13 protein-coding genes are annotated in these 15,949 nt (G+C 60.3%); 2 read left to right on the top strand and 11 right to left on the bottom strand.

What is annotated here, in order from left to right:
• Positions 1–12 precede the first annotated feature (12 nt).
• Together CN311_RS18415 and CN311_RS18410 are read right to left on the bottom strand one after the other, a co-directional pair.
• Positions 13–1,599 carry an ABC transporter substrate-binding protein gene (locus CN311_RS18415; RefSeq protein WP_097575173.1) on the bottom strand — a complete coding sequence of 529 codons (1,587 nt, stop codon included), beginning with the start codon at positions 1,597–1,599 and terminating at the stop codon, positions 13–15.
• 66 nt (positions 1,600–1,665) lie between these two features.
• On the bottom strand, positions 1,666–2,820 hold the full coding sequence (locus tag CN311_RS18410) for a mandelate racemase/muconate lactonizing enzyme family protein (protein WP_097575172.1): 1,155 nt from the start codon (positions 2,818–2,820) through the stop codon (positions 1,666–1,668).
• Positions 2,821–3,246: 426 nt separating this feature from the next.
• On the opposite strand from CN311_RS18410, the gene CN311_RS18405 reads away from it, so the two are divergent.
• Positions 3,247–4,281, top strand: coding sequence for a LacI family DNA-binding transcriptional regulator (locus tag CN311_RS18405; protein WP_165779752.1), 1,035 nt, complete (start codon positions 3,247–3,249; stop codon positions 4,279–4,281).
• Between the two features lie 5 nt (positions 4,282–4,286).
• A complete protein-coding gene (locus tag CN311_RS18400; protein ID WP_097575170.1) occupies positions 4,287–5,219 on the top strand; it encodes an NAD(P)-dependent oxidoreductase in 933 nt (310 codons plus the stop codon).
• A gap of 276 nt (positions 5,220–5,495) precedes the next feature.
• Here CN311_RS18400 and CN311_RS18395 read toward each other — a convergent pair whose 3' ends face one another.
• The 9 genes from CN311_RS18395 to CN311_RS18355 all read right to left on the bottom strand — a co-directional run.
• Positions 5,496–6,491 carry an ABC transporter permease gene (locus CN311_RS18395; RefSeq protein ID WP_097575169.1) on the bottom strand — a complete coding sequence of 332 codons (996 nt, stop codon included), beginning with the start codon at positions 6,489–6,491 and terminating at the stop codon, positions 5,496–5,498.
• Complete coding sequence (locus CN311_RS18390; protein ID WP_097575168.1) at positions 6,491–7,453, bottom strand: ABC transporter permease; 963 nt, start codon at positions 7,451–7,453, stop codon at positions 6,491–6,493. Before CN311_RS18390 ends, CN311_RS18395 begins: the two co-directional genes overlap by 1 nt.
• Complete coding sequence (locus CN311_RS18385) at positions 7,450–8,973, bottom strand: sugar ABC transporter ATP-binding protein (protein ID WP_097575167.1); 1,524 nt, start codon at positions 8,971–8,973, stop codon at positions 7,450–7,452. The genes CN311_RS18390 and CN311_RS18385 overlap by 4 nt, the downstream gene beginning before the upstream one ends.
• Before the next feature lie 59 nt (positions 8,974–9,032).
• On the bottom strand, positions 9,033–10,148 hold the full coding sequence (locus CN311_RS18380) for a sugar ABC transporter substrate-binding protein (RefSeq protein WP_165779750.1): 1,116 nt from the start codon (positions 10,146–10,148) through the stop codon (positions 9,033–9,035).
• Between the two features lie 124 nt (positions 10,149–10,272).
• Positions 10,273–11,220 carry an ABC transporter permease gene (locus tag CN311_RS18375; RefSeq protein ID WP_097575165.1) on the bottom strand — a complete coding sequence of 316 codons (948 nt, stop codon included), beginning with the start codon at positions 11,218–11,220 and terminating at the stop codon, positions 10,273–10,275.
• A complete protein-coding gene (locus CN311_RS18370) occupies positions 11,217–12,755 on the bottom strand; it encodes a sugar ABC transporter ATP-binding protein (protein WP_165779749.1) in 1,539 nt (512 codons plus the stop codon). The genes CN311_RS18375 and CN311_RS18370 overlap by 4 nt, the downstream gene beginning before the upstream one ends.
• Positions 12,756–12,863: 108 nt before the next feature.
• A complete protein-coding gene (locus CN311_RS18365) occupies positions 12,864–14,006 on the bottom strand; it encodes a substrate-binding domain-containing protein (RefSeq protein ID WP_165779748.1) in 1,143 nt (380 codons plus the stop codon).
• A 75-nt stretch (positions 14,007–14,081) separates the two neighbouring features.
• A complete protein-coding gene (gene aldA / locus CN311_RS18360; RefSeq protein ID WP_097575162.1) occupies positions 14,082–15,572 on the bottom strand; it encodes an aldehyde dehydrogenase in 1,491 nt (496 codons plus the stop codon).
• Between the two features lie 41 nt (positions 15,573–15,613).
• On the bottom strand, positions 15,614–15,949 hold a 336-nt coding region (locus CN311_RS18355; protein ID WP_165779747.1), incomplete at its 5' end, for a 4-hydroxythreonine-4-phosphate dehydrogenase PdxA.

The following is a 15,949-nucleotide window of genomic DNA, read 5'->3' as shown; positions in this document are numbered from 1 at the left end:
CGCCGGGCCTACTCAGGCTACGATCTTCGCCTTGCAGAAGCGCCAATAGGCGTAGCCGCTCTTTATCGGGAAGCCGATGTCGATGCGGGGACTGCGAACGACCAGATAGGACAGTGTGGGCAAACCGGCCATCGGCAGGTCACGTTGGATCTTGAGCTCAACCTCGCGGCCTTTGGCGACATAGTCGTCGAATGTCGTTGTCTGGAGCATCTGGTCGAGCAGATCGTCGACACCAGGCATAAGCACGCCGTAGTGGGAGTAATTGGCGCCGCCCTTGCCGTCTTCCGTCATGTTGGCCGAGGAGGGTGCGTATTGATTGAAGACGTATAGCGGGACGGGAGGCAGCGACGACGAGTTGATGTTCAGCGTATTGAGGTTCTGGCGATTGGTGGCGTGATAGGCCGAATGATCCAGAATCTTCAGATCGATCTTGATCCCGATCTGCGACAATTGCTCCTGGATGATCAGATGCTGCGTGCTGTAATCCTCGCGCTGCGAGGTATTCACGGGGATCGTGAGCCCTCCGGCAAACCCTGCGTCCGCGAGAAGCTTCTTGGCTTCGTCGGGATTGTATTCGTAGCGCAGATCCTCTGGAAGATCCTCGAGCTTGAAGCCCGTCGGGTAGTTCGGTGGATTTAGGGTATAGGACATGTTCGACATCGGCGTCAGGGCGTCGACGATCTCCTGCTTGTTGATGCCGTGCATGATCGCCTTGCGCAGCTGGATGTTCTGCAACGGCTCTTTCGACAAGTTGAAGAACAGTGTGTTGAAGGAACCTGGCGCCGTCATGTCGAAGATCAGGTCGGGCTTTTGCGCCTGGATTTGTGGCACCCAGCCGGGTTGGCGGACGCCTTCTATCATGTCGATGTCGCCCGACATCAATGCCAGTGTCCGCGCTGTCGTGTCGGCGATATAAAGGCATTCGACTTTCGGGATGATCGCCGGTTCGCCCCAATAGCCCTCATGGCGGCTCAAGAACATGCCGCGTTCGCTGTCGAAACGATCGATCTGGTAGGGTCCGGTGCCGATCGGCTCGGTTGCAAACTTTTCGCCCAGTTCTGCTACCGCTTTCTTCGAGACAACCATCACGTTCCGTGTCGCGACGGTTGAGCTAAGGAACATCGGGTCCGGGTTCTTCAGCTTGATCGTCACCTCGTATTTGCCGCTGGCGCTCACGTCGGTCAGATTGGTGTAGTTGGACGTCGAGACGCCTTCGTCGCGCGCTCGCAGGAACGACCTGGCGACGTCGTCCGCGGTCATCTCCCCGTATCCCTTATGGAATTGGACGCCCTGTCTCAGCTTGAAAACCCACGTCTTCGAATCATCCGAGGTGGTCCAGCTTTCCGCCAGCCACGGCTGGAAGTCTTCGGGCTTCACGCCAAATGTGCCGTCGGGAGGCATCACAAGATATTCGAACATCTGGATTACGGCCCAGTTGTCCGACCCTTGCGTGGTCTGGTTCGGGTCGGTCTTGCGAGGGCCGCCGGCGGAGCTGGCAAAACGCAGCGTATCGGCAGCCGCGGCTCGAAGCCGAGGCATATAGAGCCCCATCGCCGACGTAGCGATGGCAGTTCCAATAAGTGCTCGCCTGGTAATCATTCCATTTCCTCCCTGGTCATGGATGCGCGGTTCTTCCCGCCCGTGAATTCTGCAGCGACGGACACGTCAGGACCGACGTCGGTCTATCTCCCCGTCGCGAACTCGAAGACCAAGCCCTGGACCATCGGGTATCTCAAACGACCCATCGCGCGGAACCGGAGGGTTCTCGAATGCGACATGCATCCGATCGTCCGGGTCCGCGAACTCGGCGGGCTTCGTGTTGTGCATCAGCGTCGCCAGAACGTGCAGGTTGGCGACATGCCCAAGACCGGGCTGGGTCTGGTGCGGTACGAGTTCGACGCCATGAGCAAAGCAGATCGCCGCGCACTGCATGAGGCCGGTGATGCCGCCCATCTTTACGATATCAGGTTGGACCATGCGCACGCCGGCCTCGATCATGTCGACCAGCGCCTGCGTCGTATAAGTTTGCTCCGAAGCGGAAACGGTGATGTCGAGCCGTTGCGCGACCTCACCCATGGCACGCACATCGTAGTGCTGGACTGGTTCTTCGAACCAAATGTAGCCCAGTTCTTCCAAGACGCGCCCGACTCGAATAGCCCCGCCGACCGAATATTGATTGTTCGCATCGAACGCCAAGGGGAAGTCATCGCCGACGAGGGCTCTGACGGCCCTGGCCTTCGCGATGTCGCCCGGGATGTCATAGTCCTGCCGCGTCCGATCGCCGTCCCAACGTATCTTGATGGCGGCTGGGCTCTCGGCCTTCCAGCGCTGCTCGACCACGCGCACGACTTCGTCGACGGAGCGGTTCGCGTTGCCGCCGATAGATGCATAAAAGGGCAACTTCGTGCGCCATGCGCCACCGAGCAGCTTGTAGATCGGAAGCCCGAGCGCCTTTCCCTTGATGTCCCAGAGCGCGATATCCAGAGCCGCCAGCGCACCGGTAACAGCCCCTTCCGGTCCCAGCTTGATGTAGCGATGGAGCAATTTGTCGTGGATTACCGCCTGGTCGAAGGGGTCGGCGCCCACGAGACTGTCCGCGAAATCACGAGCAACCAGGAGGCTATGCTCGCCGCCCATCATCGGAGAGGCCTCGCCATAACCTGTCAGGCCGCTGTCGGTGCGTACCCGAACGATCGCCGTGCGTCTGCCTGGCGGATCGTTTGGTCGCCATGAAACCTGGAATGCCTCCAGAGAGGCTATCCTGTGGTCAGCCGAGAGCGGCATTGCGCGCGCAGCAGCGCCCGCACCATCATTTGGCATTCTATCCTCCCAAAGTCGCTCCGTGCAGAGCAACCTGGAGACTAGACAAACAGAATTTGCATCCGTATTCAATAGCCATTGGGCAAAGTTTTTGAGTGGGTATGGTGGCGATTGTCCGAAGGGGATAGGACATCGTCGCTACAGAGGCCGACAAAGGGCATGACATCGGTTTTCGGCATCGCAGCGCAGCATACGGCATCGTCTTTGGTCGAGGTTGGCGATTCCTCAGCCTGCCGTCGTCATTGGAGGTCGTCATTCATTGCAAGCCGCGAGTTCCCATTGCGATCGTGCTGCATATTCCAATGTAGAGATTTTTCGCAATCGTATTCAAAGAACCTTTGAACGGCGTTGCGTCGCTGCAATTGGTTTTCGTCATGCGTATCGGCTAACTACTGGAATATCGCTGCCGCGCGGGGAATCGGTAAGTTGAGAAAACAAAACCCAAAAGCATCCAAGCCAGTCACGTCGCGCCAGCTGGCGGCTCTCATCGGTGTCAGCCAGTCGGCCGTATCGCGTGCGTTCACCCCCGGCAGCAGCATCGCGGCGCCGTTGCGCGACAGGATTCTTCAGAGTGCGCGCGAGATCGGTTACCGGCCGAACGCCATCGCCTCCATGCTTACCACGAGGCGGACGAACATCGTCGGCCTGGTCGTGTCCGACATGTCTAACCCGTTTTATCCGGCGTTGCTCGAACAGCTCACCCAAGGCCTCCAGCGCGTCGGTTTGCAGACCCTGATGTTCAACATAACGCCTGGCGCGAACATCGAGGAGCAACTGGTCGCAATACGAACCTACAATGTCGATGCCGTTGTCATCATCTCGGCCACAGTTCTGAATGACCGGACGCTGGCCTGGGCCACCGAAGGGCGCCGAGCTCTGCTTCTGAACCGGCTCGGCCATGACGACATCATGACGGTTTGCTGTGACAACACTGCCGGTGCGCGTTGCCTCGTCGACCATCTCTACGAGACTGGCCGCCGGCGCATCGGTTATGTCGCCGGCTTGACGAAATCTGCAATCGGCATGACGCGATATAGCGCATTCACCTCGCGACTGGCTGAACTGGGCATGCGCCTTACCGGCACAACCTCCCGGGAAATCTACAGCTATGATGCCGGTTGGGCCGGCGCCCTCGAGCTAATCCCCCAAAAGCCTGACGCGATCTTCTTCGCCTCCGACATACTTGCGCTGGGCGGCCTCGATGCCATGAAGCAGGCAGGGGTTGCGCGGGAAATTGCCGCCGTTGGTTTCGACGACATTCCGATGTCCGGTTGGCCGGGCTATTCTCTAACAACCTATCGCCAACCGATCGAAAAGATCGTGGACAAGACCGTCGAGCTTCTGACAGTTGCAGAGCCCGGTCCGACCCGCTTGCACGCTCTGCCCGGTGAACTCGTCGTGCGTGCGAGCACAGCAACCGAGCCGCAAAGCGCGGCAGCCTTGTTACCGCTGACTCCGTGACCCCGATGCTTCGATTGGCGCACCAGTTCGACGCGGCCACGCACGCATGGCTGCGCGAAAGGCTTCCCGGCGGGGCGGTGCTTCACCGGCTTTCAGCCGACGAGCCGTGGGCTGTGCCGGAAGGTACGACTGTGCTCTTGGTGACGAACGGCAAGTTGCGAAGTCTGACGCGAACCAAGCCCTCCTGGGCGAAGGATCTGGCTTGGGTCCATGCTCGTCCCACGGGCGTGGACGAAGCGCCTGACTGGCTCTTTGACGTACCGCATTTCACAGTTTCGCGCGGCGCTGCGTCTTTTGCCATTGCGGAATACGTCTTGGCGGCAATGCTCGATTTCGAAAAGCGCCTGGGCGATGTTCGCGTGACCAGCCCTGAGAGCTGGTCGGGGCAGGACATTGGAAGCTTGGCTGGACGCACAATCGGGCTGTTCGGATACGGTGAGATAGCGCGGACGGTGGCGAAACTGGCGCGGCCGTTCGGCGTCCATGTTCTCGCCGTTCGACGCCAGGCAGCAGCCGAGGGCGATGCCGAATTCGTTCCATTGGAGGAACTGTGCGCGCGCAGCGACCACATGATCATTTGCGCACCACTTACGCCTGCAACCCGCGGCCTATTCGATGAGCGTGTCTTCGCGATGTGCAAGTCAGGGATGCACCTCATCAACGTCGCGCGGGGCGCATTGATCAACCCCATGGCGCTGCGCAACGCACTTGACGGAACGATCGCTCGTGCCACGCTGGATGTCTGGGTCGAGGAGCCGCCGCCTGCCGGCCACTGGGTCTACGGCCATCCACGGGTGCGGTTGACGCCACATTGCTCCTCGCGAGGACCTCTCACCGAGGCGCGCCTTCATGTGATTCTCGAGACAAATTTAGACTATTGGCTGGCTGGGAAGCCAAAGAACATGATCGGTAAAGTTTCAAGGACAGCGAGATACTAGAGTGCGGCGTTAAGGTAAGCGGCCGAGCACCTTCCACGCGAACACGACACCACCTGTGAAGTCGCGCTACTGCGAGTGACAAATCCGACTGAATCTGCCCTTCGCCACCCGCCTAACCGCAGAGCAGGCCAAGCCGGTTGGGTGCGACAAGAGTCCAGCGGTGCTGCGTGCACACTTTCGACTTGGCCGATAATGGCTCATCGTCGTCGGGAGACTCTACCACAAGTCAGCACTGTGATCGGTCGGCGCTCGCGCCGACAGGATCGCTCCCAGCGTTCAGATGTCCTGGTTCTTATTTGTGAGACCGTGGACCAGCAGCACGATCAGGATGATCGTGCCGAAGATCATCTCGCGCGCGGCAGGGGGCATCTGCATCACCGAAAGGATCGACGACAGAAGCGTAATGAAGATCGCACCAACGAAGGTACCGATATAGTTCCCTTGACCACCCTGGATGGAGGTTCCCCCGATCACCACGGCCGAGATGACCGGCATGAGGTAAGGGTCGCCCATGCCTTGATAGGCTTGATTGGTATAGCCCAGCAGGAGAATGGCGCCGAAACTGGAAAACATTCCGGCAAGCACGAAAGTTACCACTGTGATCAGACGAAGCCGCGCCCCAGCAAGAAACACCGCACGCCGCGAATTGCCAAGAGCATAGAGGTAGTTCCCATAAGCGGTACGTTTGAGCACCCAGATAGAGATCACTGCGACCACGAGCCAAATGAGAAAAGCATTGGGCGTGCCGAAGGTCCGGCCGGTCGCCGTCTGCGTCGCCAGCCAGGGAACCTCGCCGTTGGGACGGCTGTTGCCGGTGTAGAAAACAGCGGCGCCAAGCAACATGGCGTTGACGGCCAGCGTCCAGACCATCGCGGGCACGCGAAAGACGGCGACACCAATGGCGTTCAAGAGTCCGACAGCCATGCCAAAACATAGGCCCAGCGGAATTGCCAGGCTGGCGACTATGGGATTGGAACTACCAGAGGCCGAGATCACGACAATCGCCGTGCCAGTGATGGTCCAGGGTACTGAAAGGTCAATCTCACCCAGCAGGATCACCAGCATGGCGCCGGTGGCAATAATGCCCAGAAACGCTGCGATCTGCAGTTGTTGGAGAATGTAGCCTGGCTTCAGGAAGCCGGGGTACAATAGGGATCCACCCAGCAGCAGAGCGACGCAACCCAGCGCGATCAGCAGAACCGATACGTTGTCCCGGTTGAGCCAGCGGAGGGATTTGCGGGGCGAAGCAGTTCGCGCGGCAGCGTCAGTCATCAGCGATACAACTCAAGCCGGCTGCGCACCCGAAAAACGCCGAGCGCGCCGAGTGCAATTGCGGTTGCCAGGATTAACCCCTCGAAGAACGGTTGCGCCAACGGCGGCAGCCCGGAGAAGAACATCAGCGACGAGATCGTCTTTAGGATCAAGGCGCCGATCACGGCCCCGACGGGGCTGCCGACGCCACCGCTTAGCGCTATCCCGCCCAACACGACCGCGGCGATCGAGTTCAGCGTGTAGGACGGCGCGATATTGGGGTCGCCTGTAAGCGTCACCATGCTGACATAGATGCCGGCAAGGGCTGCGATGAAGCCGCTGCTGCCGTAGGCGACGAGCTTGAGCCGGTTCACGCGAAGGCCGGTCATATAAGCAGACTGTTGCGACGACCCGACAGCATAGAGGCCGAGGCCGATGGCCGTCCGGCGCAGAAGGACCAGCAGTATCACGAGGATGACGACAAGAATGACCGCCGAGACCGGAACGGCTGCCACCGCATAGGTCAGCGCGTCCGACATGGTCTCATCGATGCTGCCGCCGGGCGTTGGCCGCAGAAGCAAAGCGATGCCGCCGAAGATGCCACCGGTCGCCAGCGTCGTGACGATTGGCTGAACCCGGCCATAGACAACCGCGATCCCGTTCACCAGCCCGCAGGCTACCCCGACCATGAGCACCGCCACCATGCCCAGCGCAATCGACGCCGGAGATCCATTGAGCAGGAAGGACGCCACCACGTTGGCAAGCGCTACGATAGACCCTACCGACAGGTCGACCCCTCTGACCAGAACCACGAAGAACTGAGCAATCGCGGCAAGCCCGAGCAATGCTCCCTGGTTTGACCAGATGGTTACCACATAGGTTGAAAAGCCGCGTGGATGGATGGCGATATAGCTGGCGAAAAGCACCACCAGCGCGAGCGCGGCAATCGCTTCCCTTGCATGTTGGCGAAGCCAGGTCGTCATGTTCGGGCCTCCACGTGAAGGCGCACGTTCATCGAGGCGGCGATCAGCGCATCGGCGGACAGGTGATCGCCCTTCAGTTCCTTGGCCACACTGCCCCGGTAGAAGACGTAGACCCGATCGCACAAGTGGATGAGTTCCTCATAGTCGGTCGATTGCAGGATCACAGCCATCCCCTCGGCCGCCAGCTCGGCAAGCAGCCTGTAGATCTGGGCCTTGGTCGGCAGGTCAATGCCGCGCGTCGGATCCATCAGGAGCAGACATTTGGGCGACAGCACCAGCCATTTGGCCAGCACCACCTTCTGCTGGTTGCCGCCCGACAGCGTCGCGACGGGATCGTCGAGCGAACCATAGGTCAGGGCCAACCGTTCGATCAGGTCTTGCAGCCGGGCCTCGTTATTGCCGTTCAGGTCGAGCAGGCCAAAGGGCGCTCGTCCGAGAACCGCCAAGCGCAGGTTTTGCGCCACCGACATGCTGGGGATCAGCCCCTCGGTCTTGCGATCCTCGGGCACGAGCGCCAGACCGATATCGGATTGTTTCACCCTCGGCGGCTTAAGACCATTCAGCCCCTTGCCATTGAGGGTGATGGTGCCCGTCACCCCGCGCAGCACACCGAAGACGGCATGCATGATCTGCTGCTGGCCCTGCGCGTCCAAACCGCCGAGGCCAACGATTTCACCGGCGCGCGCGCTAAGCGACACATCGATGAGCTGGCTTCCCCAACTCACGTTTGACACATTCAGAACGATCGGCACCGTGTCAGGCACAGGCGCGCGGCGCGGTGGAAAGAGCTCTTCCAGCGAGCGGCCGATCATGAGGCCGACGATCTCATCGGTCGTGCGTGCGCCAGCGTCGAAGGTCTCGATATGCTTGCCGTTGCGGAAGACGGATATGCTGTCGGCGATGGCGTCGACCTCGTGCATTCGATGCGAGATGAAAAGGATCGCGACACCTTGCTCCTTCAGCATTCTGAGGACACCGAACACGGTTTCGACCAGTTCGCTGGTCAAAGCCGAGGTCGCCTCGTCAAGGATAAGAAGCTTGGGCTTGCGGAACACGGCCTTGGCGATCTCCACAAGCTGGCGTTCGGACAGCGACAAGCCCGAGACGCGGGCGCCGAGCGGGATCGACTTGGCCCCGACCAGATCCAGCGCTTCGCGCGCCTCACGATAAACGCCGCGCTCCATCAATCCCATCCGGGTACGCGGGGCGGCAAGCACGATATTGTCGCCAACCGAAAGATGCGGCATCAGCGACAGCTCCTGGAACATGCACATTATGCCCTGTTCGGCCGCCTCCCGCGGGGAGGAGAAGCGCACCGTCTGCCCGCCGATGGCGATCGTTCCCGCGTCCGGCTGGATGACACCAGCCAACAATTTCATCAGAGTCGATTTGCCTGCGCCATTTTCGCCGAGAATGGCGTGCACGCGTCCCGGCTCGCAGCGGAAATCCACCATGGTCAGCGCTGGAACGCCGCCATAGGATTTCGACACCGATTTCAGTTCAACATAGCGATCGGCCATGCGCGCTCCGTTGCTGCCCGCCTGGCCGGCCTAGACGCCGGCCAGGTTCGCGTCGTAGCTCAATTGGCGTTGTCTGCCGTCTGGCCTTTCAGCTCATCGGGCGTGAACACCGGGAAACACTGCGGAAAGCCGGTGGCTGTGTAGAAGGTCTTTGGCAGATCGGGGAAAAAATCCTTGCCTTCTGCCAGATCCGCATTGTTCTTCTGAGGGATTGGCAGGAACACCTTCTGTGGCAGCGCATTGCCTTCGAGCAGCACGACCGAGGCCTCCAGCGCCATAGCGGCCAGCGCCGGCGCCTGGGCAGCCGTGATGCCAGGATACTTGCCCTTGTTGACCAGCATCCGCGTGCCGTTGCCGGCATCGAACCCGACCGGGACGACCGGGTGCTTCGCCGCGGCCATCGCCTCAAGCGCGCCAACGGAGCCCTCCTGGACAACGATACCGTCAAAATTGCCGTTGGTCGCAATGGCGTCGGATGTCACCTTCGACGCCGTGCCCACATCCCAGTCGCCCTCGACCTTGACCACCTTCAGATCAGGATATTTGGAGAAGACCTCGCTGAAGCCTGCTTGGTTGTCGCGGTCGACGCTGTTGCCGGGGACGCCATCGATTTCCAGAACCTGACCCGAAACATTGCCCTTCCTGGCCTTGATGCCATCGACCACGGCCTGCGCCTTGATCCGGCCCAGTTCGACCTGATCTTCGTTGATCTGCACCACCTGGTTGGAGTCGAGCACGTTGTCATAGGTCACCAGCACCACACCAGCTTGCTTGGCGCGCCTCACCACTGCGTCGAAGGCGGTGGGATTGACGGCATTGATGATCACGGCGTCGTAGCCGGCGGCGATGAAGTTGTCGATCGCAGAGATCTGCGCCGTGGAATCGTTGCCAACCGAAATGATCTTCAGCTCGGACAGCTTGGACTTGTTTTCGGGACGGTCCCCCCAGGCTTTGGCGGTCTGGATGGAATTGGCACGCCAGTCGTTGCCGACATAGCCGTTGACCAACGCAATTTTGTAGGGACCGGACTTCTTCGGATAGGAGATCACCGAAGCGCTGTCTGGCGCAGGCGCATAGCAGTCAGGCTTGTAGGTGTCCTGCGCGCGGGCGCTTGCCAGCATTGCGCCGGATGCTGCAAGAGCGCCCATCATCAGAAACGGAATACGTCTTTTCATTTCACTTTCCTCCCATCTTTCGGCGACCATCGCCGATTATAAGATCGAACCCCCCGCAGTTACCGCTGCGGAGACCGAATTCCTGCCATGCACGCATATGGTCGGACCATGAGTTCGGCTGCCTTCAGCGCCGGTTCAACGACACGGCGATGATGATGATGGCTCCCTTGATGACCTCCTGGATGCTGGTGGAAAGACCGAGCACGAGAAGACCAAATCCGAGAATCCCAATGAAGATTGCACCGACGACGGAGCCGACGATTGATCCATAGCCGCCAAAGAGACTTGTCCCGCCTATGATCACGGCTGCGATGACGTCGAGTTCAAGACCCGCTCCCAGGCTGGGATTACCCGCCGTGGAGCGGGCCGCGAGCATCAGGCCCGCTAAGGATGCGGTCATGCCCGACAGGACAAAGGCGAAGATCTTGACGCCGTCCGTGCGGACCCCGGAAAAGCGCGCGGCAACAGCATTTCCACCTGTCGCATAAACACGCCTGCCATAGGGCATCTGATGCAAAAGATAGTAGCCGGCCGCGGTCAGGACGATGGTCCACCAGATTGGCGCCTGGATGCCGAGGAAACTGCCATTCCAGAACAGGTTCGAAAAATCATCATCGACGATGGACACCGGCCGAGTGCCGGTGATGGTCAGCGCCAATCCGGAAAAGATGGAGAGCATGCCAAGCGTTACGAGAAACGAGGGAATGCGCAGTTTCGTAACAAGCACGCCCGACACCGCTCCGATCGAGGCCCCGGCGCCCAGCACCAGAAGTGCGGCGACATAGGTGGGGACACTTTGATCGAGCAGCAACGCTCCGATCATACCCGAAAAGCTGGCAACCGACCCGACCGACAGGTCGATTTCACCGCAGATGATGACGAACGTCATGCCGATCGCCATCACGGAGACGATGGCTGTGATGCGCAGAACGGCGCTTGCGGTTGAGACCGACGCGAAGTGGGGTGCGAACAAGACGAAATAGAGGGTGATCGCCAGGAAGATCACATAGGTGATGTGATCGCGGAAAAAATTCATCGCACTTGCGCGCATCGGCATCGAGGAGGGTTTCATGCTGCAATTCCCTGGGCGCGTACGCTGGTTTGTCTGGCGGCTTCGGCCTGCAGCAACGCGCGAAGCCCCGTCTCGTCGTGCGCGCTGCCGATGCTGCGTGTTATCCGCCCCTGCGCCATCACCAGAATGCGATCGGACAAATCCAGAAGTTCTTCGAGTTCCGAAGAAATGAGCAGCACGGCGACGCCTTCGCTTGCCGTGCGACGCACAAGCTCGCGCATATCGCGCTTGGCGTTGACGTCGACGCCGGAGGTTGGCTCATCGAGGATCAACAGTTTCGGCTTCATTGCCAGCCACTTTGCGAAGACAATCTTCTGCTGATTGCCGCCCGAAAGCTCCTGGGCTTTCTGTAGGGGGCCACGGCACAAGATGTTGAGGTCGTCGCGGTATTGTCTGAACAGCGCCGTTATGCGGGCCTTCGCCATAGGCCCCAACGGACCCGCCAGAGAGAAATCAGAAAGGCGGGGAAGTGCGAGGTTCTCCTCGATCGAACGGCCGCCAACAAGCCCTTCGAGCCGACGGTCTTCGGGAACAAGTGCGATGCCGGCGGCGATTGACCGGCTGACACTGCCCGGCTGAACGGGTTCGCCCGCCACGGCAATGTGGCCCGATACATCCGGAAGGATGCCGAACAAAGCCTTTGCCAAGGTCGAGCGGCCGCTGCCGACAAGCCCGGCAACGCCGACGATCTCGCCTGGGTCGATCAAGAACGATATGTCGGACAGCTTGCGTGACGTGGCAAGGTGGCGGATATCGAGAGCCGGCGTCCCGACGGGCGTCGCCGTTTGGCGTTTCGCGGGCGCTGCGGCGGTCGGCAAAGGCACTTCGCCCTTCGGCCGCGACATCATCGCGGCGATATCCTCGATGGATGTCTTGCTCGGATCAAGCGGGCCAACCAGTCGCCCATCCTTGATGATCGAGATGCGATCCGAAAGCCGCAGCACATCGGCCATGCGATGGCTGATGTAGACGATCCCGATCCCATTCTGCTTGAGCTGGCCGATGGTGCGAAAAAGCGTTTCCTCCTCGTGGATGGTCAGAGATGAAGTCGGCTCATCCATTACGAGCAGCTTGGCGCCCCGCGAGATCGCCTTGAGGATCTCGACCATCTGCCGTTGGGCGAAGGCCAGATCGCCCACACGCGCGGAAGGATCAAGCGAGAAGGCGTACCGCTCGATCAGAGCCTGGGCGTCGCGAACCATTTTTCTGCTGTCGACACGCCGGCCAAAGGCGAGAGGCTCGCGAAGGATGAACAGGTTCTCGGCAACCGAGCGGTTCGGCAAGACGCTCAGTTCCTGGAAGATCATGGCGATCCCGCGATCGATCCTCTCTCGAAGCGACAAGGCCGTGACATCCTGTCCGTCAAACAGAATGCGGCCTTCATCCGTTCGATAAGCTCCCATGAGAATCTTCATGAGCGTCGATTTGCCCGCACCGTTCTCGCCGAGCAGTGCGTGCGTTTCACCGGCCATGACCTCGAACGAAATATCAGACAGCACGCGGTTCGCGCCAAACGACTTGCTGATGCGTTGCATCGCTACGATCGCATTCTGGGACGTTGAAGTTTTCGCTTCGGCCATGACGATTTCTCGGTCGCTCGGGAAGCGTCGGCGGACTGCTGGAGCCCGCCGACGAAAAAGGGGCTAGAAGCACTCGCCGTTGCAGATTTTTACCACCGAGGCGGGAGCATCTTCCTTGGTGACCTGCTTGAGGGCACTGAGAAGGTCGAGCTTCTTGACGCGCAACGTCGGCACCGAAATGTATGGCGGGACGTCATGTCCAAGCAATGCAAGCGCGGCCGCCTTGGCCTCGGCCACGCCCTGGTCGTAGGGACGCTGCGCGCCCACGGCCAGAAATTCGCCACGTGCAACATTCAGCGCGCTGTCCGCGGCAATGTCATTCGTGGTGACGACGATATCGCGTCCAAGTGTTTTGGCCGCCGCGACAACCTGTTGCGCGGGCGTGTCCCAGGCAACGAAAATACCCTTCATGTCGGGATGTGCCGTCAACATCGCGGTGGCAACCTCGTAAGCCTTCTCCGGCGCCGTGAAGGTGCCGACATCCGCGACCTTGATGTCGGGATGTTCGGCGAAGGCCTTCAATGCGCCGACCTTGCGGGCCGCGACGGAGTAGTAATAGTCATAAACCAGCGTGATAATGCCGACCTCGCCCTTGCCGCCAATCGCCCCGACAAGTTCCTGCGCGGCGAAGTAGGCGTTCTTCTCATTGTCGGAGGCAACAACGGTCACATAGTCCTTGCCCGGCGCCATATCGACCGGGACATTGTCCATGAAAACCAGCTTGATGCCGGCTGCCGCCGCCTTCTTGTAAGCTTCGGACTCAGACTTCGGATCGATCGGGATCGAGAAGATCACATCCGGCTTGCGGGCAATCATCTGCTCGAGATCGCTGATTTGCTGGCCGGGCTGGAACTTGGCGTCGGTGGTTCCGACAACTTCGATGCCAAGGTCCTTGAGTGTGTTGCTGATTCCGGCAACCTGCAACTGAGGCCAGCCAGCATCCATGGTGTGCATCACCAGTCCAGCGGTGAACTTTCCCGCCTTGAGCTTGGCAAGATCCTCGTCGGAGAATTTCAGCACGTCTGGCGAAACCGCCGGCGGACCATCCGGGAAGCCTGGGACGGGTTGGCCCCTCGGCGACAGGGGCAGCGGCTCGAGCAGAGCTTTTGCTTCCGGTGGAATGGTGTCATCGGCGAGCGCCGACGATGCGGCCAGTCCCGATAGCGCCAAGGCCAAAGCGGCCGCTACAAATCCACGATAGTGCATTTCATTCCTCCCGATCATATGAAACGGCCGTATCAGCCGGTGGCGACCTGGCTGGTCGTACTGGATGGGCGCTGTTCAGCGCCCGTAAGGCATCAATGCCGCCGTGGCGGCACCCGAGTAATTCACGTAGACCGTCTTCTTGCGCATGTAGCTTTCGAGCCCATGCACGCCGTCGTCACCGCCCAGCCCGCTTTCGCGGAACCCGACATGGAAACCCTGCAGCATTTCCGGTCCAATCCGGTTCACGTAGATCTCACCGAACGAAACCTCGTTGACGGCGTTCATCACCCGGCCCAGATCATTGGTGAAAAGATACGCCGACAGGCCATAGCGACTGGCATTGGTGATGCTGACCGCCTCTTCAAAGGTGTCGAAAGGCATGATCGGCACGACCGGGCCGAAGATCTCGCGCGTCATGATCGGCATGTCGGGCGTCACGTCGGTCAATACGGTCGGATTGAGCCAGTAGCCGCCATCGATCGGCGCCCTGGTCGGGCGCCCGCCGGCGAGAGCAAGCGTCGCGCCGCCTGCGACGGCTTCGGCAAGAACCGCCTCGACCTTTTCCAATTCCTCACGGCTCACCTTGGGGCCGATATCGGTATTTGCCTGCATCGGGTCACCGACGACCAGCGACTTGGAGAATTCCACAAAGCGGGCAACGAACTGATCGTAAATCGAACGATGGACGAGCGTACGTTCGTTGCAGATGCAGACTTGTCCGCAATTCATGTAGCGTGAGGTGGCTGCCGAACGCACCGCCAAATCGAGATCGGCATCGGCCAAGACGATGAATGGCGCCTTGCCGCCAAGCTCCAGCGAAACCGGTGTCAGATTGCTTGAAGCATTGGCCATGATGCGCTTGCCGGTCGGTACGCTTCCGGTCATGGTGATGAGGTCGACGCCGGGTTCCGTGCAGAGCACTTCGCCTATGGTTTCACCTCGTCCCGTTAAGATGTTCACCACGCCGGCTGGCACGCCCGCTTCGACAAAGATGCGCGCCATTTCGAGCGCCGAAAGTGGCGTGTCTTCATGTGGTTTGAGGACGATGGTGTCGCCGGCGATCATGGCGGGCGCCACCTTTCGGCTGACCAGGGCGCTCGGGTAATTCCATGGAATGATGGCGGCGACGACGCCTATCGGCACACGCTGGATCCAGACCTGCTCTCCCGCGTAGTCGGATGGCAGGATCTCACCCTGGATGCGACGGGCAAACTCGGCGTAGTAGTCGAAGAACTCGGCCGCGCCGCCGACTTCACCTATTGCTTCATTGATCGGTTTGCCTTGTTCCCTGACCACCACCTCGGCCAGATGTCGGGCATTCTGCCGGATCAAGACCGCAATCCGCTTCATGATCGCCGCACGGGCAAGAGGCGATTTGAGCCCCCAAGCCTTCTGGGCCCTGCGTGCGGCCTCTATCGCCTGGCGGGCCTGATCCGGGCTTGCCTCGGGCACGTCGACAAAGGCCTTGCCATTGGCGGGATTGATCACCGAGCGCGTGCCGGCTTCGCCGGCGACAAACTTCCCGTCGATCAGCATGAGATGGGATTTCTTGTCTTCTGCTGCCATGGTTCAATCCGCTTCCGCGTGCGTTGCAGGCGTGCCGTTGCCTAAGAATTGGATTTTGCCGCGGCCATCTGGACCGCGAACTCGATCGCTTCGACCAGACTGTCCTCATTGGCGATGCCCTTGCCGGCGATGTCGAAGGCCGTGCCGTGGTCGACGGAGGTGCGGATAATCGGAAGGCCCAGCGTGACATTGACACCTGAGAGCGCTTTCCACTCACCCGTCGCGGGATCGACGTTGAAGCCGAGCAGCTTCACCGGGATATGGCCTTGATCGTGATACATCGCGACCACCGCGTCATACTGGCGGGCGCGTAACTTGACGAAAACCGTATCGCCCGGAACAGGCCCAGACACGGTAAAATCGGCGGAGGTGTAGGA

It is taken from the genome of Mesorhizobium sanjuanii, assembly GCF_002529485.1.
GTDB lineage: Bacteria > Pseudomonadota > Alphaproteobacteria > Rhizobiales > Rhizobiaceae > Mesorhizobium > Mesorhizobium sanjuanii.
Note: the sequence above shows the minus strand (reverse complement) of the source record. Positions and strands in the feature narration are given on the sequence as shown.